Source organism: Microvirga subterranea, from assembly GCF_003350535.1.
Taxonomy (GTDB): domain Bacteria; phylum Pseudomonadota; class Alphaproteobacteria; order Rhizobiales; family Beijerinckiaceae; genus Microvirga; species Microvirga subterranea.
In genome coordinates this window covers 607,399-630,365 of the sequence record NZ_QQBB01000001.1, presented here as the reverse complement: position 1 = coordinate 630,365, position 22,967 = coordinate 607,399, and the positions used below count along the sequence as shown (strand labels likewise).

Sequence of the window (22,967 nt, the reverse complement as noted above, 5' to 3'; positions counted from 1 at the left end):
CGAATGGTCCGATAGGAAGGCCTGCTGCATCGTTTCGGATACCGAGGATCACGCTCATGACTCACTCCGGCCCCTTCCCTGCACGCCTGACCGAGGGCTACCGCTCCTTCCTGGGCGACCGCTTTCCCCGCGAGAAGGGCCGCTACGAATCGCTCGCCGAGCAAGGGCAGTCGCCGGAGATCATGGTGATCGGCTGCTGCGACAGCCGGGTCTCGCCGGAGGTGATCTTCGACGCGAGCCCGGGCGAGCTCTTCGTGGTGCGCAACGTGGCGAACCTGGTGCCGCCCTACGAGACCGGCGGCGAATACCACGGCACCTCGGCGGCGCTCGAATTCGCCGTCCAGGCCCTGCGGGTGAAGCACATCGTCATCCTGGGCCATGCCCGCTGCGGCGGCGTCAGGGCCTTCGCGGACGACACCGCGCCCCTGTCGCCCGGCGACTTCATCGGCCGCTGGATGACCCTGATCGCCCCGGCGGCCGAGCGCCTCGGCCCGCGCCAGGGCAGCCTCGACGAATACGTGGGAAAGCTCGAGCTCGCGGCCATCGAGCACAGCCTGCGCAACCTCATGACCTTCCCGTGCGTGCGCATCCTGGTGGAGCGCGGCAAGCTCCAGCTCCACGGCGCCTTCTTCGGCGTGGCCTCGGGCGTCCTGATGGTGCGCAACCCGGAGACGGGCGAGTTCGAGCCGGCGGTTGCCGACATGCCGGAGCGGATATCGACGATCCGGTGCGGGTGAGAGCTCGTTCTCGAACAGACCACGTCTGGTAGAATGTGGGCTGCTTGGCCGGGTTCGCCTCTGTCGTATGGCCTAGGACGAATGGTCTAGGTGTCCGTTTTGCCGAGCTTGATTCGTGTCGTGCGTCGAGAGCACGCCATTTCACCCATTGCATTGATATTATATAATGTTACATGATGCTCCTTACTCAGGGTTAAGGGGCATTTCAAATGACGCGCTACATTTCTACGATCGAGACGGTTCCGGTCGAACTTGTTGATCAGGATCCCGCGCTCGTGGTGACGACGACCGGCTCGCTCATCGCTGATGGTAGCATTGGAGTAACGACCGAAGACTTCTTTGCCGCTCGCCTCAGCGTCGATGGATCCGTTTATGCCAAAGAAACAGGTGTCTTGTTCTTCGGGAACAGCACCGTCCGAATCTCAGCCTCCGGTATCGTAGAGGCGGAATTTGTCGGAGTCAGCCTAAGCAACACGGACAATTCGCTGGTCAATTCCGGCCAAATCCGGGCGTCCGAATCGGTAAACCCCCAGAACCAGAACACCAATTCTGGCGTCCTTCTTGCGTCGGACAGCAACTACATTCTCAACTCAGGGCTGATTTCGGGCTATTACGGAATTCGTGCCGAAACGAATGGGCATCTGAATCAGATCGTCAATTCAGGCACGGTCTATGGCTCCTTTACGGGCATCAACCTCAACTTCTCCGCAGGGTTCACGGGCTCCGGAGCAGGGACAGCCGCCTTGGATCCTTCTCGCCATGGTGTCTTCAACCACGGCGAGATCATCGGCGGCTCCACCGGCGTTTACGGCAAGGGGCCGGTGCGGCTGGTGAATACCGGCTTTATCCAGGGGGGCGACAAGGCCGTCTATCTCTACACGGAAGATGGTTTCCACGCGACCTTCACGAATTCCGGAACCGTCACCGGAACTCTCGCCTTCGAGGGCGGATCGGGCCGAGAGACCGTCACCAATACCGGGCGCATGGAAGGCGATTTGAACTTCTACGACGGGAATGACTTCTACGACGGTCGCGACGGCGTCGCGACGGGAACCATCGACCTCGGCGACGGAGATGACCGAGCCTATGGAGGCGAAACGGCGGATTTCATCGTCGCAGGAGAAGGGGACGATTATCTTCTCGGCTTCGGCGACGATGACGCCCTCATCGGAGATGCCGGGGACGACACCCTGGACGGGGGCGAAGGCCGCGACTTCATGCAGGGTGGCGCGGGCGACGACACCTATATCGTCGACGACCTCAACGACTCGACCCAGGAGGATCAAGCCGGCGCCGATGGCGGAATCGATACTGTCTTCGCTTCCGTCTTCATCGCCCTCTGGCAGAATGTAGAAAACTTGGTACTGACCGGCACGGACGATCTCGACGGCACCGGCAACGAACTTGCCAATTCGATCATCGGCAATAACGGTGACAATGTTCTCAACGGCAAGGAGGGAGCGGACTTCCTCGCCGGCTCCTTCGGCAATGACACCTATGTGGTCGACGATGCCGGCGACAGGGTGATCGAGCACGCCGACGCAGGCATCGACACCGTCCGCGCCTCGGTGAGCTACACGCTCACGGCCCATGTGGAGCACCTGCAGTTCGCCGGCACCGATAACCTCGACGGCACCGGCAACGACCTCGCCAACACGCTCACGGGCAATTCCGGCCGCAATGCGCTCCAGGGCGGCAAGGGCGACGACACGCTGGACGGTGGCGAGGGCCAGGATACGGCGCTGTTCTCCGGCGCGATCTCGGACTACACCGTCATCCGCAACCAGGACGGCACCGTCACGGTCGTCGACAAGATCGCCGGGAGGGATGGGATGGACCTCCTGCGCAACATCGAGATCGTGCAGTTCAGCGACGGCACGCTGGCGCTGGAGAACAGGGCTCCGGCCGCGCCGTCGGGCAGCTTCACGGTGGGGGAGCGTGCAAGCGTCAACACCCTTGTGACGACGCTGCCGCAGAAAGACCAGGACGGCGACACGATCACCTACACATTCGCGAATGGCGGCACGGTCAGCGCCGACAGCCGTTTCAAGATCGTCGGCAATCAGATCCTGGTGAACCAGCCCCTCGTCGTGGAGGAGGACGATACCGTCACGTATACGGTGCACGCCTCCGACGGAAAGCTGATCACCGACGGCCCGGTCACCATCACGGTCCGGAACGTTGCGCCCGGCAGCAACACCCCGCCGCCGGCACCATCGGGTAATTTCAGCATCAACGAACGCTCGGACGTGGGTGTGGGCGTGACGACCCTGCGCGCCAACGACGATGACGGGGATCCGGTAGCCTACACCTTCGCCAATGCGAAGGAAGGCTCGAACGGCCTGATCAGCGCAGACGAGCGGTTCAAGATCGACCGCAACCAGATCCAGGTCAACAAGGTCTTCGAGGTGACGGAGAGCGCCCCAGTCGCATACGCCCTCGTCGCCTCCGACGGAGAGGCGACCACGCCCGGCACGGTGACGATCACCGTCAACAATGTGAACCGGGCCCCGGCCGCGCCGTCCGGCAGCTTCACGGTGGATGAGCGCACGCCGCCGAACTCGGTCGTGACGACCCTGGCCGAGAAGGATGCGGACGGCCAGACCGTGACCTACACCTTCGCGGGCGGCGGCACGGTGAGCGCGGACAACCGGTTCAAGATCGATGGCAATCAGATCCTGGTGAACCAGTCGTTCGAGGTGACGGAAAACGATCCCGTGGCCTATCAGATCGTCGCGTCCGACGGCGTGGCGACCACCACCGGCAGCGTCACCATCACGGCCAAGAACACGGACCAGCCGCCGCCCGTGAACGCTCCTCCGACAGATGTCGTCCTGAGCGCCAGCACGGCGGAGGAGTATGCAGCCTCCGGTAAGCTGGTGGGCACGCTCTCGGCCATGGACACAGCCGGGGACACGCACACCTACGAACTCCTCGACGGGGCCGGCGGGCGGTTCAAGCTGGTCGGCAACCAGATCCTGGTCGAGAACGGGTTCCGGCTCGACTTCGAGCAGGCGGCCCGCCACACCATCAAGGTCAAGGTCACCGACCAGACCGGCGAGAGCCTGACCAAGGACCTCGTCATCACCGTCGCCGACATCAACCCGGAGTTCACCGCAGGATCCGCCGATCACGACGTGTTCTGGGGCGGGGCGCTGGGCGACACCCTCTCGGGCGGGCTCGGCAACGACCGGCTGTTCGGCCAGGGCGGCAACGACACGCTCAGGGGCGAGGCCGGCAACGACACGCTCGGGGGTGGTGAGGGCAAGGACAAGCTCACCGGCGGCAAGGGTGCGGCGAGCAAAGACGCGTTCGTGTTCGACACCAAGCTGATCGATGCCAAGGGCAAGCCGAACAAGTCGCTGGCCAACAAGAGCAAGGACCAGATCCTCGACTTCGGGCCCAAGTACGACAGCATCTTCTTCGACGATGCGGCGTTCACCAACAAGACCATCGCCAAGTCCCTGAAGAACAAGGGCGCCTCGCTCGACAAGCCGGTGAAGATGAAGGCGAGCTTCTTCAAGGTGGGCGACAAGGCCGCCGACAAGGACGACTTCTTCATCTACAACGCCCGGACCAAGAAGCTCTACTTCGACGAGGACGGGTCGGGCTCCAAGGCCATGGTGGAGATCGCCTCCCTCAAGCTCCAGAAGGGTGAGGGCACGACCCTCTCCGCATCCGACTTCTTCTTCATCTGAGGACTCGAAGGACCCGGACGGAGGCCGCCAAAAGAAAAGCCGGAGCGACAGCGCCGCTCCGGCTTCCTGATGATCGCGACGCCCGCTCCTCGCTGGAGAAGCGGGCGTCGTGTTGTCGATGCTTACGCCGCGAGCTGGCGCAGGACGTAGTGGAGGATGCCGCCGTTGCGGAAGTACTCGAGCTCGTCGAGCGTATCGATGCGGCAGATCACCGGCACGTTCTTCACCTGGCCGTCGGCCGAGGTGATCTCGAGCTGCAGGCGCTGGCGCGGCTTGAGGTCGCCCGCGAGGCCGCGGATCGTCACCGTCTCGTCGCCCTTCAGGCCCAGCGACGCCCAGGAGGTGTCGCCCTCGAACACGAACGGGGCCACGCCCATGCCGACCAGGTTCGAGCGGTGGATGCGCTCGAAGCTCTCGGCCACCACGGCGCGCACGCCGAGGAGGTTCGTGCCCTTCGCGGCCCAGTCGCGGGACGAGCCGGTGCCGTATTCCTTGCCGGCGAGCACCACGAGCGGCACGCCCTCTTCCTGGTAGCGCATGGCGGCGTCGTAGATGAACATCCGCTCTCCGCTCGGCTGGTGGATGGTGTAGCCGCCTTCCACCACGTGGCCGCTCTCGTCCTTCACCATCTGGTTCTTGATGCGGATGTTGGCGAAGGTGCCGCGCATCATGACCTCGTGGTTGCCGCGCCGCGTGCCGTACTGGTTGAAGTCGGCCACCGCGACCTGGTGCTCCTGCAGGTACTTGCCGGCCGGCGAGGCCGCACGGATGTTGCCCGCGGGTGAGATGTGGTCGGTGGTGATCGAGTCGCCGAAGAGGCCCAGGATGCGCGCGTTCACGATGTCCGTGACGGGCTTCGGCTCCTTGCTCATGTTCTCGAAATAGGGCGGGTTCTGCACGTAGGTCGAACCGGGAGGCCACTCGTAGGTGAGGCCCGGCTCGAACGTGACCTTGCGCCAGTTCTGGTCGCCCGTGAACACGTCCGCGTAGCGGGTCTTGAACAGCTCGCTCGTGATCGTGCGGTCGATGAACTCCTGCACCTCGGTCGAGGAGGGCCAGATGTCCTTGAGGTAGACCGGCTGGCCGTCGGAGCCGGTGCCCAGCGGCTCCGTGGCGAGGTCGATCAGCATGGAGCCGGCGAGCGCATAGGCTACCACGAGGGGCGGCGAGGCGAGGTAGTTCGCGCGCACGTCCGGGTTCACGCGGCCCTCGAAGTTGCGGTTGCCCGACAGCACCGACACGGCCACGAGGTCGTTGTCGTTGATCGCCTTCGAGATGTTCTCCGGCAGCGGGCCCGAGTTGCCGATGCAGGTGGTGCAGCCGAAGCCGACCAGGTTGAAGCCGAGCGCGTCGAGGTCGCCCTGCAGGCCGGCCTTCTTGAAGTACTCCTCGACGATCTGCGATCCGGGCGCAAGCGAGGTCTTCACCCACGGCTTGGAGGTCAGGCCCTTCCTGACCGCGTTGCGGGCAAGGAGCCCTGCGCCGATCATCACGCTCGGGTTCGAGGTGTTGGTGCAGGAGGTGATCGCCGCGATCACCACGTCGCCGTGGCCGAGGTCGAAATTGGCGCCCTCCACCTTCACGCGCTTGCCGATCTCGGCGGCCTTGCGGAACTCCTTCTCCATGGCGCCGACGAATTCGGGCTTGGCGGTGTCGAGCGTCACCCGGTCCTGCGGGCGCTTCGGTCCGGCGAGCGAGGGCACCACGTCGGCGAGGTCGAGCTCGAGGGTGTCGGTGAAGACCGGGTCCGGGGTCTCGGCCGTGCGCCACATGCCTTGCGCCTTGGCGTAAGCCTCGACGAGGGCGATGCGCTCGTCCGTGCGGCTCGTGGTCCGGAGGTAGTCGATCGTGCGCTGGTCGATCGGGAAGAAGCCGCAGGTGGCGCCGTATTCGGGGGCCATGTTGCCGATGGTGGAGCGGTCCGCCACGGTCATGTCGGTGAGGCCGGGGCCGAAGAACTCCACGAACTTGCCGACCACGCCCTTCTTGCGCAGCATCTGGGTGACCGTGAGCACCAGGTCGGTGGCCGTCACGCCCTCACGCAGCTTGCCGGTGAGCTTGAAGCCGATCACCTCGGGGATGAGCATGGAGACCGGCTGGCCGAGCATGGCGGCCTCCGCCTCGATGCCGCCCACGCCCCAGCCGAGGACCGCAAGGCCGTTGACCATGGTGGTGTGCGAATCGGTGCCCACCAGGGTGTCCGGATAGGCGGTCTCCTCGCCCGAGGCCGTGTCCTTGCGGGTCCAGACGGTCTGCGACAGGAACTCGAGGTTCACCTGATGGCAGATGCCGGTGCCCGGGGGCACCACGGAGAAGTTCTCGAACGCAGTCTGGCCCCACTTGAGGAAGCGGTAGCGCTCGCCGTTGCGCTGGTACTCGAGCTCAACGTTGCGGTCGAAGGCTTTGGGCGTGCCGAACTCGTCCACGATCACCGAGTGGTCGATGACGAGGTCGACGGGCACGAGCGGGTTGATCCGGCGCGGGTCGCCGCCGAGGTTCTTCATGGCGTCGCGCATGGCCGCCAGATCGACCACGGCCGGAACGCCGGTGAAGTCCTGCATCAAGACGCGGGCGGGACGATAGGCGATTTCCTTCTCGTCCTTGCCCTTGTTGGCGAGCCAGGCCGCCATGGCCTCGATGTCGGCCTTGGTGACCGTGCGGCCGTCCTCGTAGCGGAGCAGGTTCTCGAGCAGCACCTTCATGGAGAAGGGCAGCTTCGAGACGCCCTGAAGGCCGTTCTTCTCGGCCTCGACGAGGGAGTAATAGGTGTAGGTCTTGTCGCCGACCTTGAGGGTCTGGCGGGCATTGAAGCTGTTGGTGAGCGTCACGGCGAATCCTCGCGTGCATTTGGGTTACGAACATGTGTTCGGCCGAAAGCGCGATAAGCGCGCGCCGCTCCGGGGGCGCCCGGACAGGGTAGAAGCGCGCGAGACGGATTGGACGCCTTGGCGCGCGGCGCAGCCAGGGGGTGCTATAGATCATTTCGATCGACCCCGCTACACGGTTTAGAACCATTCCGGGGTGCAATGAAGGCAGGGGTCGTGGGGTTGCGTCTGGACGTCGAGGATTTGGCCTGCAATCGGGGGGAGCGCCGCATCTTCAGCGGGGTTTCCTTCTCCCTGGCGGCCGGGGGGGCCCTGATCGTCACCGGGCGCAACGGAGCCGGCAAGTCGACGCTCCTCGACCTCCTGGCCGGGCGGCTGCATCCCGCCGGGGGACGAATCGCGCTCTCCGGGGCCGGGGACAGGACCCTGCCCGAATGCCTGCACTATGTCGGCCACCGGGACGCCCTGAAAAGCGCGCTGACCGCCCGGGAGAACCTCGACTTCGCCCGCAATTTCCTTGGAGATCCCGTCCTCAAAGCGCAGGAGGCCCTGGAGGTCGTCGGCCTCGCCCATGCGGCCGGGCTGCCCGTGGCCTATCTGTCGGCCGGCCAGCGCCGGCGCATCGCGCTCGCCCGCCTGCTGGTGGCCAATCGCCCCCTCTGGCTCCTCGACGAGCCGACCTCCGCCCTCGACACGGCCTCGCAAGCGACCCTGCTCCGGCTGATGGAGGAGCACCGCGACCGGGGCGGCCTGGTCATCGCCACGACCCACGCGCCGCTGGCGCTGCGCGACGCGAAGGAGGTCCGGATCGAACGGGCCCGCACGGTCCTGGCGGAGGACGCCCCATGATTCGCTCCTTCCGGGCCCTCCTGGTCCGCGACTTGAAGCTCGCCGCCCGGGTCGGTGGGTCAGGGATGATGGGCCTCATCTTCTTCCTGGCGATCGTGACCCTGATCCCCTTCGCGCTCGGGCCCGACCTCAACCTGCTGTCGCGGATCGGGCCCGCCATCCTGTGGATCGCGGCCCTGCTGGCGACTCTGATCGGCCTCGACCGGCTCTTTCAGGCCGACCAGGAGGACGGCTCCCTCGACCTCCTGCGCCTCGCGCCGATTCCCCTGGAGGTGGCGGTGCTGGCCAAGGTGGCGGCCCACTGGCTGGTGACGGGCCTGCCCCTCGCCCTCGCGGCGCCGTTCCTGGGGCTTCTGGTGGCCCTGTCACCCGACGCCATGCTGGCCATGGTGGCGACGCTCCTCGTCGGCACCCCGGCGCTCACCTTCATCGGGGCGGTCGGGGCGGCGCTCACGGCGTCGCTGCGCCGCGGCGGCCTGATCCTGGCGATTCTCGTTCTGCCGTTCATGATCCCGACCCTGATCTTCGGGGTCTCGGCCGCCAACGCCGCGGTCGGCGGCACGGTGCCGTTCATGACCCCGTTCCTGATCCTTGCAGCCCTGTCGCTCTTCGCCGCCGTGGTCGGCATCGTGGGGGCGGCGGCGGCTTTGCGGTCGGGGGAGTAGCCGTCACTTCGGGCCTCAGATCCAAGCCGACCCGGAATGACGGGGTGTGATGACGGCCTCCGGCTCCGACCCTTGCCGATCCGGCGCCGACACCCCACGCTTAAGCCTCTTTCCAGGAGACGAGCCGCCCATGAACCGACGCACCCTCCTCAAGGCCTTGAGCGTCCCTGCCCTCGCCGTAACCGGGTTGGTCGGCTGGGCCACGGCCGCGCGGGCGAGGAATCCGTATTACGACGGGCCGGTCACGGATCATTTCGACGGGACGCGGTTCTTCTCGCCCGGCCAGCCGCAGGACAAAGGGCTGGTGGAGCTCGTCCGCTGGCAGATGGGCGGCGGGCGAAAGGAGTGGCCGGACAGCTTCCCGAGCCCCTTTCGCGATAGGCCGCCCGCTTCCGTGGATGGCCTGCGGGTGACCCTGATCGGCCACGCTTCCTTCCTGATCCAGGTGGCGGGGCTCAACATCCTGACCGATCCGGTCTTCTCGGAGCGGGCGAGCCCGGTCTCCTTCGCGGGGCCGAAGCGGGTCAACGCGCCCGGCATCGGGTTCGACGACCTGCCGCCGATCCACGTGGTGCTCATCACCCACAACCATTACGACCATCTCGATCTCGACACCCTGGGAGCCGTCTGGCGGCGCCACCGCCCGAAGGTCGTCGCGCCGCTGGGCAACGACGCCGTCATCCGGGCCGAGCACCCGGACATCCCGGTCGAGACGGGCGACTGGGGCGACGCGGTGGATTTGAGCAACGGCGTCACGGCCCATCTGGAGCCCGCCTATCACTGGTCGGCCAGGGGCATGAACGACCGGCGCATGGCGCTGTGGTGCGCCTATGTGCTCACGACGCCGGCCGGCGTGATCTACCACGTGGGCGACACGGGCTTCGGCGACGGAAAAATCTTCCACCGGGTGAAGGAGCGCTTCGGCCGCCCACGGCTCGCGCATCTGCCGATCGGCGCCTACGAGCCGCGCTGGTTCATGCAGCCGCAGCACATGAATCCGGACGATGCGGTGCGGGCGTTGTCCATCCTCATGGCCGAGCAAGCGTTGGGCCACCACTGGGGCACGTTCCGGCTCACCAACGAGGGCGTCGAGGAGCCGGTGCACGAACTGGAGACGGCGCTTCGCGCCGCCGACGTCTCGCCCGAGCGCTTCCGGGCGTTGCGGCCGGGACAGGCCTGGGAGGCCGGGTCCCAGGCCTGAGGCGTTCTAGTCCTTCGGCTGAACGTAGATGTTCACCTTCAGGTTCGCGTCGGAGGATTCCGTGAGGTCGGTCACGTACTCCTCCACGAACACGTCCTTCGACACGATGTCCTTGGCGTCGAGATAGGCCGTGATCGTCTCGTAGGTGCCGTCGATCTCGTCGTAGGCGTCCTCGTGCACGAACCGGAAGGTCTTGCCCTCCGGGGTCTTGGCGAACTTGATCTCGGGGGTGAGCTCGCTCCTGCCCTCGGGCACCTGCGCGATCGGAACCATGGCCTGGTAGCGGAAGCCGTCGTCGTCCGTGTGCAGGAAGACCGTAAGCGGCCGGCCGGTCGGGGCGATGCCGGCCTTCTTCAGCTCGTCCTCGATCCTGACGAAGGCGCTCTTGAGATTCGCGAAGCCGTCGTCCCAGGTGCTCTTGCCCTCGATCATCACGGTCGGCTTCGACACCAGCACGCCTTCGTCCACGTTGGTCGGATCGCCCGGATTGGGGAAGAGGGTCGAACGGCCTGCCGTGACGGGCGCCGGGCTCGGGGTTGCGGGCGCGGCCGGCTGCGGCGCGGGCTGCGCGGTCGCGGGAGCCTGCGGCTGGGCGGGGGCCGGAGCGGGAGCCGCCGGCGGGCTCGACGGGGCCGGCTGCGCGGCCTGATCGTTCGTGGGCGCGGCCGGAGCCGCCGGCGTCGCGGGGGCGGCCGGAGCAGGCGTTGCGGGAGCCGCTTCCGCAGGGGCAGGCGTCGACGCGGCCGGCGCGGGCGGCGTTTGGGCCAGGACCGAAACCGGTCCCAGGGCCAGGAGGGCAACCAGGAAAGTCGAACGAAGCCGCATGAGGAAGGGTCTCACCCGCGAATCAGGAAAGGAACGTTGGTGTAACAGCATAGGAGGCTTTTTTGGGGGCTGCGAGGTCGTCCTGCACCGTTTTCGGCACGTGCGACGTCGCGTGCACGGGCGCTCGACGCCTCGCCCGGCAAGCGGCCGCCGCCCGTCGACCGGTCCGCGAACCTTCCGCCGCGTACCCTCTCGCGGTCCGGCGGTTTTTACGCCATATACGGCCCCATGAGCGCCCTTGCGAACAGCCGATTTCTGAAGATGAACGGTCTCGGCAACGAGATCACCGTGCTCGACCTGCGCGGCACGTCCACCCGCGTCACGCCGGCGGAAGCCCGCGCCATCGCGGCCGACCCGCGCTCGCGCTTCGACCAGCTCATGGTGCTGCACGATCCGGTGACGCCGGGCACCGACGCCTACATGCGCATCTACAACACGGACGGGTCGGAATCCGGCGCCTGCGGCAACGGCACCCGCTGCGTCGCCTGGGCCATGGCGGCGGATCCGGTCATGAGCCGCCCGGTCACCGATGGTCTCGTGCTGGAGACGAAGGCTGGGCTTCTGCCGGTCGAGCGCGTCTCCGACACGGTCTTCACCGTCGACATGGGCCCGCCGCGCCTCGCCTGGAACGAGATCCCCCTGCGCGACCCTTACCCGGACACCCGCAGCATCGCGGTCGACACGCGCCTGCCGGACGCACCCGAATTGCAGAACCCGTCCGCCGTCGGCATGGGCAACCCGCATGCGATCTTCTGGGTCGCGGACGCGACGGCCTACGATCTCGCGGCCGTCGGGCCGACACTCGAGCATGACCCGGTCTTTCCCGAGCGCGCCAACATCTCCTTCGCGCAGGTCCTCGACCCTGAGCACGTGCTGCTGCGCGTGTGGGAGCGCGGCGCCGGCGCCACCCGCGCCTGCGGCTCCGCCGCCTGTGCCACCCTGGTGGCGGGCGCCCGCAAGGGCCTCACCGGGCGCAAGGCGACGATCTCGCTTCCCGGCGGCGATCTCCTCATCGAATGGCGCGAGAGCGACGACCACGTGCTCATGACCGGTCCGGTGGAGCTGGAGCACGAAGGCACCTTCCCGCCTGCGCTCTTTGCCGGTGCCGCCTGACATGACCGTCGAGGTCGTCACCTTCGGCTGCCGGCTCAACATCACCGAGTCGGAGACCATGCGCCGCCACGCGGAAGAGGCAGGCTTAGGCGACGTCGTCATCGTCAACACCTGTGCGGTGACGGCGGAAGCGTCCCGGCAGGCGCGCCAGTCGATCCGCCGCATCGCGCGCGAGAAGCCGGAGGCCCGCATCGTCGTGACCGGCTGCGCGGCGCAGGTCGAGCCCGACACCTTCGCGGCCATGCCCGAGGTCGCGACGGTTCTCGGCAACGAGGAGAAGATGAAGGCCGCGACCTGGGTGGGTCTCGGCGCGGCCGGGACCGAAAAGGTCCTCGTCAACGACATCATGGCCGTGCGCGAGACCGCGCTCCACCTGATCGAGGGCCTGCGCGGCCATACCCGCGCCTTCGTGCAGGTGCAGAACGGCTGCGACCACCGCTGCACCTTCTGCATCATTCCCTACGGGCGCGGCAATTCGCGCTCCGTCCCCATGGGGGCGGTGGTCGATCAGGTGCGCCTCCTGGTGGAGCACGGCTCGCGCGAGGTGGTGCTGACCGGCGTCGACATCACGAGCTACGGCGCCGACCTTCCGGGCGCGCCGAAGCTCGGCACCTTGGTGAAGAACGTGCTGCGCCACGTGCCCGAGCTGGAGCGGCTGCGCATCTCGTCCATCGACTCGGTCGAGGCCGACGACGATCTGCTCGACGCCATCGCCAACGAGGCGCGTCTCATGCCGCACCTGCATCTCTCCCTGCAGGCCGGCGACGACATGATCCTCAAGCGCATGAAGCGGCGTCATTCGCGCGACGACGCGATCCGGTTCTGCGACACGGTGCGCAGGCTTCGCCCCGACATGGTGTTCGGGGCCGACATCATCGCGGGTTTCCCGACCGAGACCGAGGAGATGTTCGCCCGCTCCCTCGACATCGTCGAGGAATGCGGCCTGACCCATCTCCACGTCTTCCCGTTCTCGCCCCGCCCCGGCACGCCGGCGGCCCGCATGCCTCAACTGTCCCGCGACGTCGTGAAGGACCGCGCCCGGCGCCTGCGCGAGGCCGGCGAGGCGGCGCTGCTGCGGCACCTCGATGCGGAGGTGGGAGCGACGCGCCGCGTGCTGATCGAGCTCAACAGGATCGGCCGCACGGAGGCCTTCACGCCGGTGCGGTTTTCCTCGCCCGTCGCGCGCGGCGACCTGCGGCCCGTCACCATCACGGGCCATAACGGGCGGGAACTGCTGGCAGCGTGATCAATAAAAAACCCCGCACAGCTTGTTATCGCCATCGCGGGGTCTGCCGATATCTCTACCGGTCTTGAGGCTCAACAGCTGAAAGCCGCGAGCAATCTCATGATATATGTATCAGCGAACCGGGTTTTGCAAGCGTCCGAGACCGAGGCTCCAGAGGATGGCCCCATAGACTTCCTGAAGGACGGCGGGTGGCACTTTCGGATGTAGATACTTTCGCTTTCCCTCGTGATCACGTTCGGTGCGGAACAGATCAAGGCGGTTGAAGCCTACCGTCGACAACATGTCGGCCTTCGCCCACCAGACAGTTTCAGCGAAAGGCGTTGGAAGAGCCTCGGGCAATTCAATGCGGAGTTGATACCTGACAGGCCGGGAGGGTGGAGTTCCGCTTAAAGGCACAACAGTACAGAGATGATCGCGATGGGGAAGACGCGGAGAAACAACGATCGCTGGTCTACGCTTGATCATCTCCGGGGGATGGAACCCGGTCGAGTAGTCGCAAAGCAGAATAACTCCCGGCGGAACAGGAAATCTTAGCGGCATTCGTCACATTCGGTCGGCTCAATGCCCCTCCCTGTATAACGTAACAATTGCTGCTTGCATATGCGCCGGTACCGGAGCCTCCACGGCGATCGGCGGCTTCTTCGGATAGAGCGGCACGCTCACGCTGCGGGCATGGAGATGCAGGCCCGGGCCGCCGAAGCGGGGCGCGGAGCCGTAGATCGGGTCGCCCAGGATCGGCCAGCCTGAGGCCTGACAATGAACGCGCAGCTGGTGCGTGCGGCCGGTGACGGGGCGCAGCTCGAGCAGGGTCATGCCTTCCCATCGCCCCAGCACGCGCCATTTCGTCAGCGACGGCAGGCCCTTGGGATCGGCCTTCATCCACCAGCCGCGATCCGGCGATTTCGGCGCCAGCGCTAGGTCGATCTCGCCCTCGTCCTCGGGCGGCCCGCCCTCGACCACGGCCCAGTAGACCTTGTCGACCTCGTTTTTCTTGAAGAGCTCATTGAGGCGCGCGATGGCCTTCGGGTGCCGGCCGAGGATCAGGCAGCCCGAGGTGTCCTTGTCGAGCCGGTGCGCCGCCTCGGGCCTGCGCGGCAGGCCGAAGCGCAGGGCGTCGAGGTGATGGGTCAGGGTCTCGCCGCCCTTCGGCCCCGGATGGACCGGCAGGCCGGCCGGCTTGTCGATCACGAGCATCAGGGCATCGCGATACAGCAGCTTCGACACTATCTCTTCCGCATTCATGATGCCTCGGCTATCGAGGCCCACGCGTTAAAGCAAGCAGCAAACACCACGAGGCGAGACGAACCCCATGGCCGAGACGAAGCCCGACAAGCCCGGATTCCTGTCCCGCCTCTTCGGCCGCAAGACGGAGCCCGTCCCGCAGGCAGAGCCTGCCCCGCAGGCGGAGCCCTCCGCGCCGACCGAGCCGGCGGAACCCGCTGCGAGCCCGGCTCCCGTAGCCCCGCGGGCCGGCGGCGAGCCTCAGGCCATGCCGTCGCCGCCCACCACGGCGGCCGACGACCTCGTGGCCGCGCCGCCCACCGTCACCAGCGCGTCGCCCGACACCGCCGAGGCCGCCAAGCCCGCGCCGGAACTCGCCGGCGCCGATCTCCAGCCGGTCGAAACCGTCGAGCCGGAAGGCGGCGGACCCAAGGAGCCGATCCCGCGCCCGGCTCCGGAGCCTGCGCCGCCCGTTGCCGAAGCCGTCGCGGCTCCCGTCGAGACCGCTCCGCCTGCCCAGGCTGCGCCCGAGGCGGAAAAGCGCGGCTGGTGGCAGCGGCTCACCGAGGGCATGCGCCGCACCTCCTCGAACCTGTCGGAAAGCGTCACGGGCCTCTTCACCAAGCGCAAGCTCGACAGCGCGACGCTGGAGGAGCTGGAGGATGCGCTCGTCCAGGCCGATCTCGGCGTGCCGACCGCCATGCGCATCACCGAGGCGATCTCGGCCGGGCGCTACAACAAGGAGATCTCGCCCGAGGAGGTGAAGGCGATCCTGGCCGGCGAGGTCGAGAAGACGCTGGTTCCGGTCGCGCATCCCCTGGCGATCGACCGCGCGAAAAAACCCTTCGTGATCCTCATGGTCGGGGTGAACGGGGCCGGCAAGACCACGACCATCGGCAAGCTGTCGCAGAAATTCCGTCAGCAAGGCCTCAAGGTGATGCTGGCCGCCGGGGACACCTTCCGAGCCGCCGCCATCGAGCAGCTCAAGGTCTGGGGCGAGCGGGTCGGCGCGCCGGTGCTGGCGCGGGCGCAAGGGTCGGACGCGGCGGGCCTCGCCTTCGACGCGCTCCAGGAGGCGAAGGCCAACGGCACGGACGTGCTCCTCATCGACACCGCCGGCCGGCTCCAGAACAAGGCCGGGCTCATGGCGGAGCTCGAAAAGATCGTGCGCGTGATGAAGAAGCAGGACGAGAGCGCGCCGCACGCCACGCTCCTGGTGCTCGACGCCACCGTCGGCCAGAACGCCGTGAGCCAGGTCGAGCTGTTTCAGAAAGCCGCCGGCGTGACGGGCCTCGTCATGACCAAGCTCGACGGCACGGCGCGGGGCGGCATCCTGGTGGCGCTCGCGGCCAAGTTCGGCCTGCCGGTCCACTTCATCGGCGTCGGCGAAGGCGTCGAGGACCTGGAGCCCTTCGCGGCCCGGGACTTCGCCCGCGCCATCGCGGGAATCGAGTGATGAAGGGCCGTGTCGTCCCCGGCGGCTCGAAGAGCCGGGAAGGGGATCCACTCTCCTGGGTGGCGCCATGGAATTCCTTCCCCTCCGCTACGCTCCGGCCGGGAATGACACGGGACGGATCCGCGCAGGCGCTGCCACTCACCGGAAAAATGCTCTAGAAGAGACGTCATGTCAGACCAAAAGCGCCTCCCGCCCCTCCTGAAGCTCGTCCTCGAACTCGGCCCTCTGGTCCTGTTCTTCCTGGCCAACGCCTATGCGGACCGGTTCGGCTATGCGGACAACCAGCGGATCTATGCGGCGACCGCGGTCTTCGTCGTCGCCACCGTCGTGGCGCTCACGGTGAACTATGCGCTGATCCGCAAGCTGCCGATCATGCCGATGGTGTCGGGCGTGGTGGTGCTGGTGTTCGGCGGGCTGACGCTCTTCCTACAGAACGACGTCTTCATCAAGCTCAAGCCCACCATCGTGAACACGATGTTCGGGCTCGTCCTGCTCGGCGGCCTCTATTTCAGGAAGCCCCTGCTCCAGATCGTGCTCGACAGCATGTTCGAGCTCGACGAGGAGGGCTGGCGCAAGCTCACCCTTCGCTGGGCCCTGTTCTTCTTCGCGCTCGCGGCCCTCAACGAGATCGTCTGGCGCACCCAGACCACGGATTTCTGGGTCAGCTTCAAGGTCTTCGGCATCATGCCGCTCACGATCCTGTTCGCCCTGGCCCAGACACCCCTGCTGCTGCGCCACGAGGTCAAGAAGGACGCGGCCGGCAGCGAGGCCTGACGGTTCGCCCCTATTCCCGGCGGCAAGCGGATGTTAAGGCCTTCCGTGCTCCCCTCCTGGCCGAAAAGGGTATCGGCCGACGGCCGGGCCCGTCCGATTCGGCGAGCGGGAAGGCGGTAGGGGTTCACGATGTCGAATGCGCTGCGAACCCAGACCGTCCTGACGCGTTCGGAGGCATCTGCGACATCGCCGCTGCTGCGGCAGGGCGACGGCGCCCTGATCGAGCAGCTCCACGCCAAGGTGGAGGCCCAGGCGGTTGTGATCCGCGAGCAGGAGGCCGCCCTGGCGCACAGCCGGAAGATCTTCGAGCGCGCCTCCGCCGCCGCCCGGATCGGCGTGTGGGAATGCGACCTTCCGAGCGAGACCCTGCGCTGGACCGACGTGGTCTACGACATCTTCGACCTGCCGCGCGGCTCGGCGCTCGACCGCCGGGAGATCCTGCGCTGCTACCCGGAGGACGCCCGCAAGGAGCTCGAACGGGTCCGTAGCCGTGCGATCGACGAGCGGGGCAGCTTCAGCCTCGACACGGAGATCGTCACCCCCAAGGGGCGCCGCCGCTGGCTGCGCATCACCGCCACGGTCGAGTGCGAGAACGACGTCCCGATGCGCATCTTCGGGATGAAGCAGGACATCACCGACGAGAAGGCCCTCTGGGAGCGCATGCGGTATCTGGCCGAGTTCGACGTGATGACCGGGCTCGCCAACCGCAGCCGGTTCCAGACACGCCTCGCGGAGCTGGACGACCGCCCCGATGCGGGCGGCGCCATCGCGGCCCTGATGCTGGTGGACCTCGACGGCTTCAAGCAGGTGAACGACGGCCACGGCCATGTCCTCGGGGACGAATGCCTGAAGGAGGCCGCCCGCCGCCTGGCGGAAGCCTGCCGCGGGGCCGAGCTCGTGGCCCGGATCGGCGGCGACGAATTCGCCGTCCTGCTCGGGCGCCGCTTCGACCGGGACGCCGTGGAGCATCTGGCCCGGGAGGTCGTCGCCGCCATGAGCCGGCCGGTCGTGCTCGACGGACAGTCCCTCGCCCTCGGGGCCTCGGTCGGCGTGGCGGGGGCCGAGGGCAGGACCTCCGCGGACCTGTTCGCCGAGGCGGATGCCGCCCTCTACGCCGCGAAGGCCGCGGGCCGGAACACCTATCGGATCCTGGGCCTGCCGGACTGAACCGGTCGAAAGGCCCGGCCTCTTTCCGGTCAGGCCGCCTTCTGGGGCTGCGGCCGCATCAGCACGATCTTGCGAGTGACGCCCCGCAGGGGCTCGTGCTCCGCCGGGGCCCAGAGCCCGTCCTCGCCGGCGGCCTCGATCGCATCCCAGGAGGCGAGCAGGTCGCAATCGGCGGATTTCGTCGCCTGCTCGATCCGCGCCGCCGTGTTCACCGTCTCGCCCAGAACCGTGAATTCGAGCCGGTCCTCGTCGCCCACCACGCCGCAGAACACCTCGCCGCGATGGATGCCGATGCCGATCCGCACCGGCGGGTTGAAGCCGCGCTTGGCGTTCCAGCGCTCGATGAGGGCGAGCAGCCGGCGGCCGCAGGCGAGGGCCCGGGCCGTGTCGTCGGGCTTTTCGGTCGGCACGCCGAACAGGATCAGGGCGCCGTCGCCGGTGAACTTGTCGATCAGGCCGCCGTGCTGGGCGGCCGCCTGGAGGACGCGGCGCCGGAAGGACGTGATGAAGATCGCGAGCCGGGTCGGGTCCATGGTCTCGCCGAAGCTCGACGAGGCCCGGATGTCGACGAACATGAGCGTGACCGGGATACGCCGTCCCGTGCGCAAGGACTCGAAGGAGCGCTCGGACAGGATCGGGGCGAGCTCCCGCGGCAGGTAGCGGGTGAGGTTGAGGCGCAGTGTCGTCTCGCGCACGGCCCGCTCCAGGATGAGCCGGCCCTGGCGCACCACCAGGAACAGGACCAGCGACGCGGTCAGCACCGTGACGATGCGCATCATGTTGGACTGCCAGGTGAAGGCGCTCCACATGCCGCCGATGATGCGGCTGAACTCCTCGGGGCTGGGCTGCGGGTCCGAGAAGGCGATGATCGAGAGGCCGACCACGTAAACCAGGCCCACGAAGGCCTGGAGGCGCGGCTGGTAGTAGATCGCCGTCGCCGCCATGATGACCGGCATGACCCAGACCGCCGGATACATGGCGAAGAGGCTGCCCGGAATCCCTAAGCTCCAGTGGTTGAAGGCCAGGTTGCCTAAGATCAGCAGCGCGTCGAGCACTGCGATGACCGTGGGGAGCGCGTCGACCAGGATGCGCCGGGAGGCCATCCAGACCATGACCCAGCCGACGGCGCCGAACACGAAGAGGGCCACCTCGGCGCCGTGAATCTGCTTCAGGGCGAAGGGGCTGGTGATGGTGTCGCTCAGCTGCACTGTCACGAGACCCATGAACAGGATCGCCGCGATGGCGATCCGCGCCTGACCGGCGCGCTTGAGCGCCGCCACGTCGGCTTCGCGGATCAGGCGCTCGGTGGCGTCGCTGATGAGGTATTTCGACCGCAGCTGGCGAATCGACGTCAGGGCGGAGGACAGGCGAGGGCGGACGATCACGGGTTCTTTTCGGGTCTTAGGCCGTTTAAGGAAGGCGGACGACAACGCGCCTCAAGGATCTTTATTATCGATGACCGGGACGCCTCAAGCCATTGAAATCTTCGTGGACGCCGATGCCTGCCCGGTGAAGGCCGAGATCTACCGAGTGGCGGAGCGCCACGGAATCAAGGTTTTCGTCGTCACCAACAGCTTCCTCATGGTGCCGAACGATCCCCTGATCGAGCGGGTGATCGTCGGCTCCGGCTTCGATGCGGCGGATGACTGGATCGCCGAGCGGGCCCGGCGCGGCGCCGTCGTCATCACGGCCGACGTGCCCCTCGCCCATCGCTGCGTGAGCGCGGGCGCGGACGTGATCGGTCCGACCGGAAAACCCTTCACGGAGGCCTCCATCGGCATGGCGCTCGCCACCCGCAACCTGATGGAGGACCTGCGCGCCATGGGCGATGTCACGGGCGGGCCGAAGCCGTTCTCGGCCCGGGACCGCTCGGCGTTCCTGTCGGCCCTGGACCTGGCGGTCGTGCGCCTCAAGCGCGCGGGATTTCCTTCAGGCGCTCCCTGAACGCCTTGATGTTCTCGGGCGTCAGCGGCCCGATATGCTTGTAGCGGATCATGCCGTCCGGGCCGACGATGAAGGTCTCAGGGACTCCGTAGACGCCCCAGTCGATGGAGACGCGGCCGTTCCGGTCGGTGCCGACGGCCGCGTAAGGATTGCCGAGGCTGCCGAGGAAGCGGCGGGCGTTGTCGGGATCGTCCTTCTGGTTGATGCCCACCACCCGAATCGACGGGTCCTTGGCGAGGTCCACCAGCAGCGGGTGCTCCTGGCGGCAGGGAGCGCACCAGGAGGCCCAGACGTTCACCACCGTGACCTTGCCCTTCAGGTCCTCGCCCGAGAGGCCCGGCACCGGCTGGCCGTTGGCCACGAGGCCCTCCAGCGGCGGCAAGGTAAAGGCGGGCGCGGGCTTGTTGATCAGCGCCGAGGGCAGCTTCGACGGGTCGTCGCCCCCGAGGCGCACGAGGAAGAACCCCGCCAGCACCACGAAGACGATGACCGGCAGGAGGAAGATGAGGCGGCTGCGCGCCGCCGGCGCCTCGGTCGTGCCCTCAGCCACGGCGCGACCTCCGGCCGATGCCGCGGGCCTCGAGCTCGGCCAGCGCCTTGGCCTGGGCGCGGTGATCGACGACGGCGCGCAGGATGAGCCCTAAGACCACCAGGGCCGTGACCGCGTAGGAGGAGAGGATGAAGAAGGCGTGCTGGCTCATCAGGCGGCCTGTGCGTCGAGGCGCTCCGCCTCGAGGATGGTGAGCGTGCGGACCCGGCGGCGCAGGATCTCGGTGCGCATGCCGGAGAGGTGCAGGGCCACGCCGACCAGCGTGAAGGCGACGGCCATCACCAGGAGCGGGACCAGCATGGAGGAATGGATCGTCGGCCCGCCGAGGCGGAACACGGAGGCCGGCTGGTGCAGGGTGTTCCACCAGTCGACGGAGAACTTCACGATCGGCACGTTGACGGCGCCCACCAGGGTCAGGATCGACACGGCCCGGGCGGCCCGGTTGGGCTCCTCGATGGCGCGCCAGAGGGCCAGGATGCCGAGATAGATCAGGAGCATCACCAGCATCGAGGTGAGGCGCGCGTCCCACTGCCAGTAGGTGCCCCACATGGGCTTGCCCCAGAGCGAGCCGGTCACGAGGCAGATCAGCGTGAAGGCGGCCCCGATGGGGGCGGCGGCCTTCTGCGACACGTCCGCGAGCGGATGGCGCCAGACCAGGGTGCCGAGCGCGGAGCTCGTCATGATCATGTAGAAGAACAGGGACAGCCACGCGGCCGGGACGTGCAGGTACATGATCTTGACCGTTTCGCCCTGCTGGTAGTCCGCGGGCGCCTGGAACCAGACCATGTAGAGGCCGATCCCTGCCAGAATCGCCGCCAGGCCCGACACCCACGGCAGCAGGCGGCCGCTGAGGCTCATGAAACGGGTCGGGTTGGCGAGGTCTCGGATCATGGGATCGATGTAGCGGTCCTGGGCGGCGCCTGCAACGCATCGGTCGCCGCACGTCTCATAACGTTTTCGCTAAGATCGCGCCTCTTTCTCATCCCGGACGGCGCGGGGCAATACGGGATTGTGCGTAGGCCTAAGCCGATTTCCGGCCGCCCCGCTTCGTTTCGGCATTGCGCCGGGCCCGTCGCTCGCCATCCTGTCGGGACGTCCTATGATGGTGCGCCATCGTGAGGGAGCGATCATGCGTCTTCGATTTCCCGTCCTTCTCGCCCCGGCGGCGCTGCTCTGGGCCGGCTCCGCCGCCGCCCAGACCGTGACCCTTCGCCTGCCGGTCGCCTGCGAGATCGGCTCGACCTGCTTCGTCCAGCACTACGTGGACCGCGACCCGTCGCCGGCAGCCCGGGACTACCAGTGCGGCAGCCTCACCTATGCGGGCCATACCGGGACCGACATCCGGGTCCCGACCATGGCGGCCCAGAAGGCGGGAGTCGACGTGCTCGCGGCGGCTAGCGGGAAGGTGCTGCGGGCCCGCGACGGCGTGGAGGACGTGTCCCTGACGGGCCGCGGACGCGAGAGCGTCCAGAACGTGGAGTGCGGCAACGGCCTGGTCATCGACCACGGCCAGGGCTGGGAAACCCAGTACTGCCACATGGCCAAGGGCAGCCTCGCGGTGAAGCCCGGCGACATGGTGACGGCGGGCCAGCGCCTCGGGCGGATCGGCCTGTCGGGCATGACCGAGTTCCCGCATCTCCATCTGACCGTCCGCAAGGACGGCAAGGTGGTCGATCCCTTCGCCTATGGGGCGCCCGAGGCATCCTGCGGCGGGGGCACCTCGCTCTGGGACCCGTCGACCCGGCAGGCGCTCGCCTACCGGGCCGGCAGCGTGCTGAACAAGGGCTTCGCCACGGGTCCGGTGAAGATGGAGGCGATCGAATCGGGCGAGGCCGGTCGCGAGAAGCCGACGACGGATTCGCCTGCCCTCGTGGCCTTCGTGCGGGCCATCGGGCTGAAAGGCGGCGACGAGCAGGTCCTCACCGTCGTCGCGCCCGACGGAAAGGTGCTGGCCGAGAACAAGGCCCCGCCCCTCGACCGGGACAAGGCCCAGTGGATGATGTTCGCGGGGGTCAGGAATTCGAAGGGAGCCTTCGATCCGGGAACCTACCGGGCCAGCTACCGGGTGATGCGCGACGGCAAGCCCGCCATCGAGCAGAGCTTCGAGGTGATGGTGGGACGTTAACGCCCTCATCTCAGGACGACGTCGGGCCTACACCGAAGTTGCGATGCAGCTCCCTTTCCTTGACTTTGCCCTGTTTCACCCTTACGTGCTGACCGCAAATCTGTAGAGCGAGCCCATGTGAGCCGCCGACCAGCCCGAGAGGCTGGAGGTCAACGCCCGACAGCGCGATGCGCCCTCGGGCGCGCTTCCATTTGGGACCGACCTGCACCCAACCCTCATCCTGAGGAGCCGCGAAGCGGCGTCTCGAAGGATGATCCGGCGCTCTCCGGAGACGCCTCGTCCTTCGAGACGGACCGATGGTCCTCCTCAGGATGAGGCTCCACCAGGGAAGACGCCGACGGACGAAGGAAGAGCGATGTCGGACGACACATTGCGGATCGAGGATGCGGTCAACGAGACCTGCCCGTGGTCGGGAAAGCCGATCGCGGCGGACTCGCTCACCCTCTACCGCGACGCGGTCGTGGGCTTCTGCAATCCGGGCTGCCGCGACAAGTTCAAGGCGGCGATCGACCATTTCGAAAAGGCTCTCGCGGAACGCGATGCGCCGCTTCTCGCGAAAGGATTTGAATAA

The 22,967-nt window shown here is 67.3% G+C and carries 21 protein-coding genes; 13 read left to right on the top strand and 8 right to left on the bottom strand.

Annotated features, from left to right (window positions below; all coding sequences use genetic code 11):
• The first annotated feature begins 56 nt into the window (after positions 1-56).
• Entirely contained in the window at positions 57-737 is a 681-nt protein-coding gene (locus DES45_RS02955; RefSeq protein ID WP_114768461.1) for a carbonic anhydrase, read from the top strand.
• Between the two features lie 209 nt (positions 738-946).
• On the top strand, positions 947-4,435 hold the full coding sequence (locus DES45_RS25975) for a hypothetical protein (RefSeq protein ID WP_114768460.1): 3,489 nt from the start codon (positions 947-949) through the stop codon (positions 4,433-4,435).
• Between the two features lie 122 nt (positions 4,436-4,557).
• On the opposite strand, the gene acnA is transcribed toward DES45_RS25975, so the two are convergent.
• Positions 4,558-7,263: an aconitate hydratase AcnA gene (gene acnA / locus DES45_RS02945; RefSeq protein ID WP_114768459.1), complete on the bottom strand. Its 2,706-nt coding sequence runs from the start codon at positions 7,261-7,263 to the stop codon at positions 4,558-4,560.
• A gap of 219 nt (positions 7,264-7,482) precedes the next feature.
• Between acnA and ccmA the strand changes: the two genes are divergently transcribed.
• The 3 genes from ccmA to DES45_RS02930 all read left to right on the top strand — a co-directional run bounded on the left by ccmA (position 7,483) and on the right by DES45_RS02930 (position 9,975).
• A complete protein-coding gene (ccmA, locus tag DES45_RS02940; protein ID WP_114768458.1) occupies positions 7,483-8,109 on the top strand; it encodes a heme ABC exporter ATP-binding protein CcmA in 627 nt (208 codons plus the stop codon).
• Positions 8,106-8,774: a heme exporter protein CcmB gene (ccmB, locus tag DES45_RS02935; protein ID WP_114768457.1), complete on the top strand. Its 669-nt coding sequence runs from the start codon at positions 8,106-8,108 to the stop codon at positions 8,772-8,774. Before ccmA ends, ccmB begins: the two co-directional genes overlap by 4 nt.
• 130 nt (positions 8,775-8,904) lie before the next feature.
• Positions 8,905-9,975 (top strand): MBL fold metallo-hydrolase, encoded by a 1,071-nt coding sequence (locus DES45_RS02930; protein WP_114768456.1) that lies wholly within the window; start codon positions 8,905-8,907, stop codon positions 9,973-9,975.
• A gap of 6 nt (positions 9,976-9,981) precedes the next feature.
• Here DES45_RS02930 and DES45_RS02925 read toward each other — a convergent pair whose 3' ends face one another.
• Positions 9,982-10,800 carry a GyrI-like domain-containing protein gene (locus DES45_RS02925; protein WP_114768455.1) on the bottom strand — a complete coding sequence of 273 codons (819 nt, stop codon included), beginning with the start codon at positions 10,798-10,800 and terminating at the stop codon, positions 9,982-9,984.
• Between the two features lie 228 nt (positions 10,801-11,028).
• Between DES45_RS02925 and dapF the strand changes: the two genes are divergently transcribed.
• Together dapF and mtaB are read left to right on the top strand one after the other, a co-directional pair.
• Positions 11,029-11,913, top strand: a complete 885-nt coding sequence (gene dapF, locus DES45_RS02920) for a diaminopimelate epimerase (RefSeq protein ID WP_114768454.1) — start codon at positions 11,029-11,031, stop codon at positions 11,911-11,913.
• Position 11,914: 1 nt separating this feature from the next.
• Positions 11,915-13,159: a tRNA (N(6)-L-threonylcarbamoyladenosine(37)-C(2))-methylthiotransferase MtaB gene (gene mtaB, locus DES45_RS02915; protein WP_114768821.1), complete on the top strand. Its 1,245-nt coding sequence runs from the start codon at positions 11,915-11,917 to the stop codon at positions 13,157-13,159.
• A gap of 111 nt (positions 13,160-13,270) precedes the next feature.
• On the opposite strand, the gene DES45_RS26275 is transcribed toward mtaB, so the two are convergent.
• Positions 13,271-13,699 (bottom strand): type II toxin-antitoxin system PemK/MazF family toxin, encoded by a 429-nt coding sequence (locus tag DES45_RS26275; protein ID WP_114768453.1) that lies wholly within the window; start codon positions 13,697-13,699, stop codon positions 13,271-13,273.
• Between the two features lie 18 nt (positions 13,700-13,717).
• Positions 13,718-14,401 carry an RluA family pseudouridine synthase gene (locus tag DES45_RS02905; RefSeq protein WP_114768452.1) on the bottom strand — a complete coding sequence of 228 codons (684 nt, stop codon included), beginning with the start codon at positions 14,399-14,401 and terminating at the stop codon, positions 13,718-13,720.
• 67 nt (positions 14,402-14,468) lie between these two features.
• On the opposite strand from DES45_RS02905, the gene ftsY reads away from it, so the two are divergent.
• The 3 genes from ftsY to DES45_RS02890 all read left to right on the top strand — a co-directional run bounded on the left by ftsY (position 14,469) and on the right by DES45_RS02890 (position 17,777).
• Positions 14,469-15,836, top strand: coding sequence for a signal recognition particle-docking protein FtsY (gene ftsY / locus DES45_RS02900; RefSeq protein WP_114768451.1), 1,368 nt, complete (start codon positions 14,469-14,471; stop codon positions 15,834-15,836).
• A gap of 168 nt (positions 15,837-16,004) precedes the next feature.
• Positions 16,005-16,610 (top strand): septation protein A, encoded by a 606-nt coding sequence (locus DES45_RS02895; RefSeq protein WP_114768450.1) that lies wholly within the window; start codon positions 16,005-16,007, stop codon positions 16,608-16,610.
• A 129-nt stretch (positions 16,611-16,739) separates the two neighbouring features.
• The gene (locus DES45_RS02890) at positions 16,740-17,777 is read left to right on the top strand and encodes a sensor domain-containing diguanylate cyclase (protein ID WP_114768449.1); all 1,038 of its coding nucleotides are present in this window, start codon (positions 16,740-16,742) and stop codon (positions 17,775-17,777) included.
• Positions 17,778-17,806: 29 nt separating this feature from the next.
• On the opposite strand, the gene DES45_RS02885 is transcribed toward DES45_RS02890, so the two are convergent.
• A complete protein-coding gene (locus tag DES45_RS02885; protein WP_114768448.1) occupies positions 17,807-19,162 on the bottom strand; it encodes an adenylate/guanylate cyclase domain-containing protein in 1,356 nt (451 codons plus the stop codon).
• Positions 19,163-19,232: 70 nt separating this feature from the next.
• On the opposite strand from DES45_RS02885, the gene DES45_RS02880 reads away from it, so the two are divergent.
• Positions 19,233-19,721 carry a YaiI/YqxD family protein gene (locus DES45_RS02880; protein WP_114768447.1) on the top strand — a complete coding sequence of 163 codons (489 nt, stop codon included), beginning with the start codon at positions 19,233-19,235 and terminating at the stop codon, positions 19,719-19,721.
• On the opposite strand, the gene DES45_RS02875 is transcribed toward DES45_RS02880, so the two are convergent.
• Genes DES45_RS02875 through DES45_RS02865 form a run of 3 tightly spaced genes read right to left on the bottom strand, consistent with a single transcriptional unit; the run spans position 19,687 to position 21,162 of the window.
• Positions 19,687-20,271, bottom strand: a complete 585-nt coding sequence (locus DES45_RS02875; RefSeq protein ID WP_114768446.1) for a DsbE family thiol:disulfide interchange protein — start codon at positions 20,269-20,271, stop codon at positions 19,687-19,689. The genes DES45_RS02880 and DES45_RS02875 overlap by 35 nt on opposite strands.
• Complete coding sequence (gene ccmD, locus DES45_RS02870) at positions 20,264-20,422, bottom strand: heme exporter protein CcmD (RefSeq protein ID WP_114768445.1); 159 nt, start codon at positions 20,420-20,422, stop codon at positions 20,264-20,266. The genes DES45_RS02875 and ccmD overlap by 8 nt, the downstream gene beginning before the upstream one ends.
• Complete coding sequence (locus DES45_RS02865; protein WP_114768444.1) at positions 20,422-21,162, bottom strand: heme ABC transporter permease; 741 nt, start codon at positions 21,160-21,162, stop codon at positions 20,422-20,424. The genes ccmD and DES45_RS02865 overlap by 1 nt, the downstream gene beginning before the upstream one ends.
• A gap of 238 nt (positions 21,163-21,400) precedes the next feature.
• Between DES45_RS02865 and DES45_RS02860 the strand changes: the two genes are divergently transcribed.
• Positions 21,401-22,396, top strand: coding sequence for a M23 family metallopeptidase (locus DES45_RS02860; RefSeq protein WP_114768443.1), 996 nt, complete (start codon positions 21,401-21,403; stop codon positions 22,394-22,396).
• A 355-nt stretch (positions 22,397-22,751) separates the two neighbouring features.
• Complete coding sequence (locus DES45_RS02855) at positions 22,752-22,967, top strand: eL24 family ribosomal protein (protein ID WP_114768442.1); 216 nt, start codon at positions 22,752-22,754, stop codon at positions 22,965-22,967.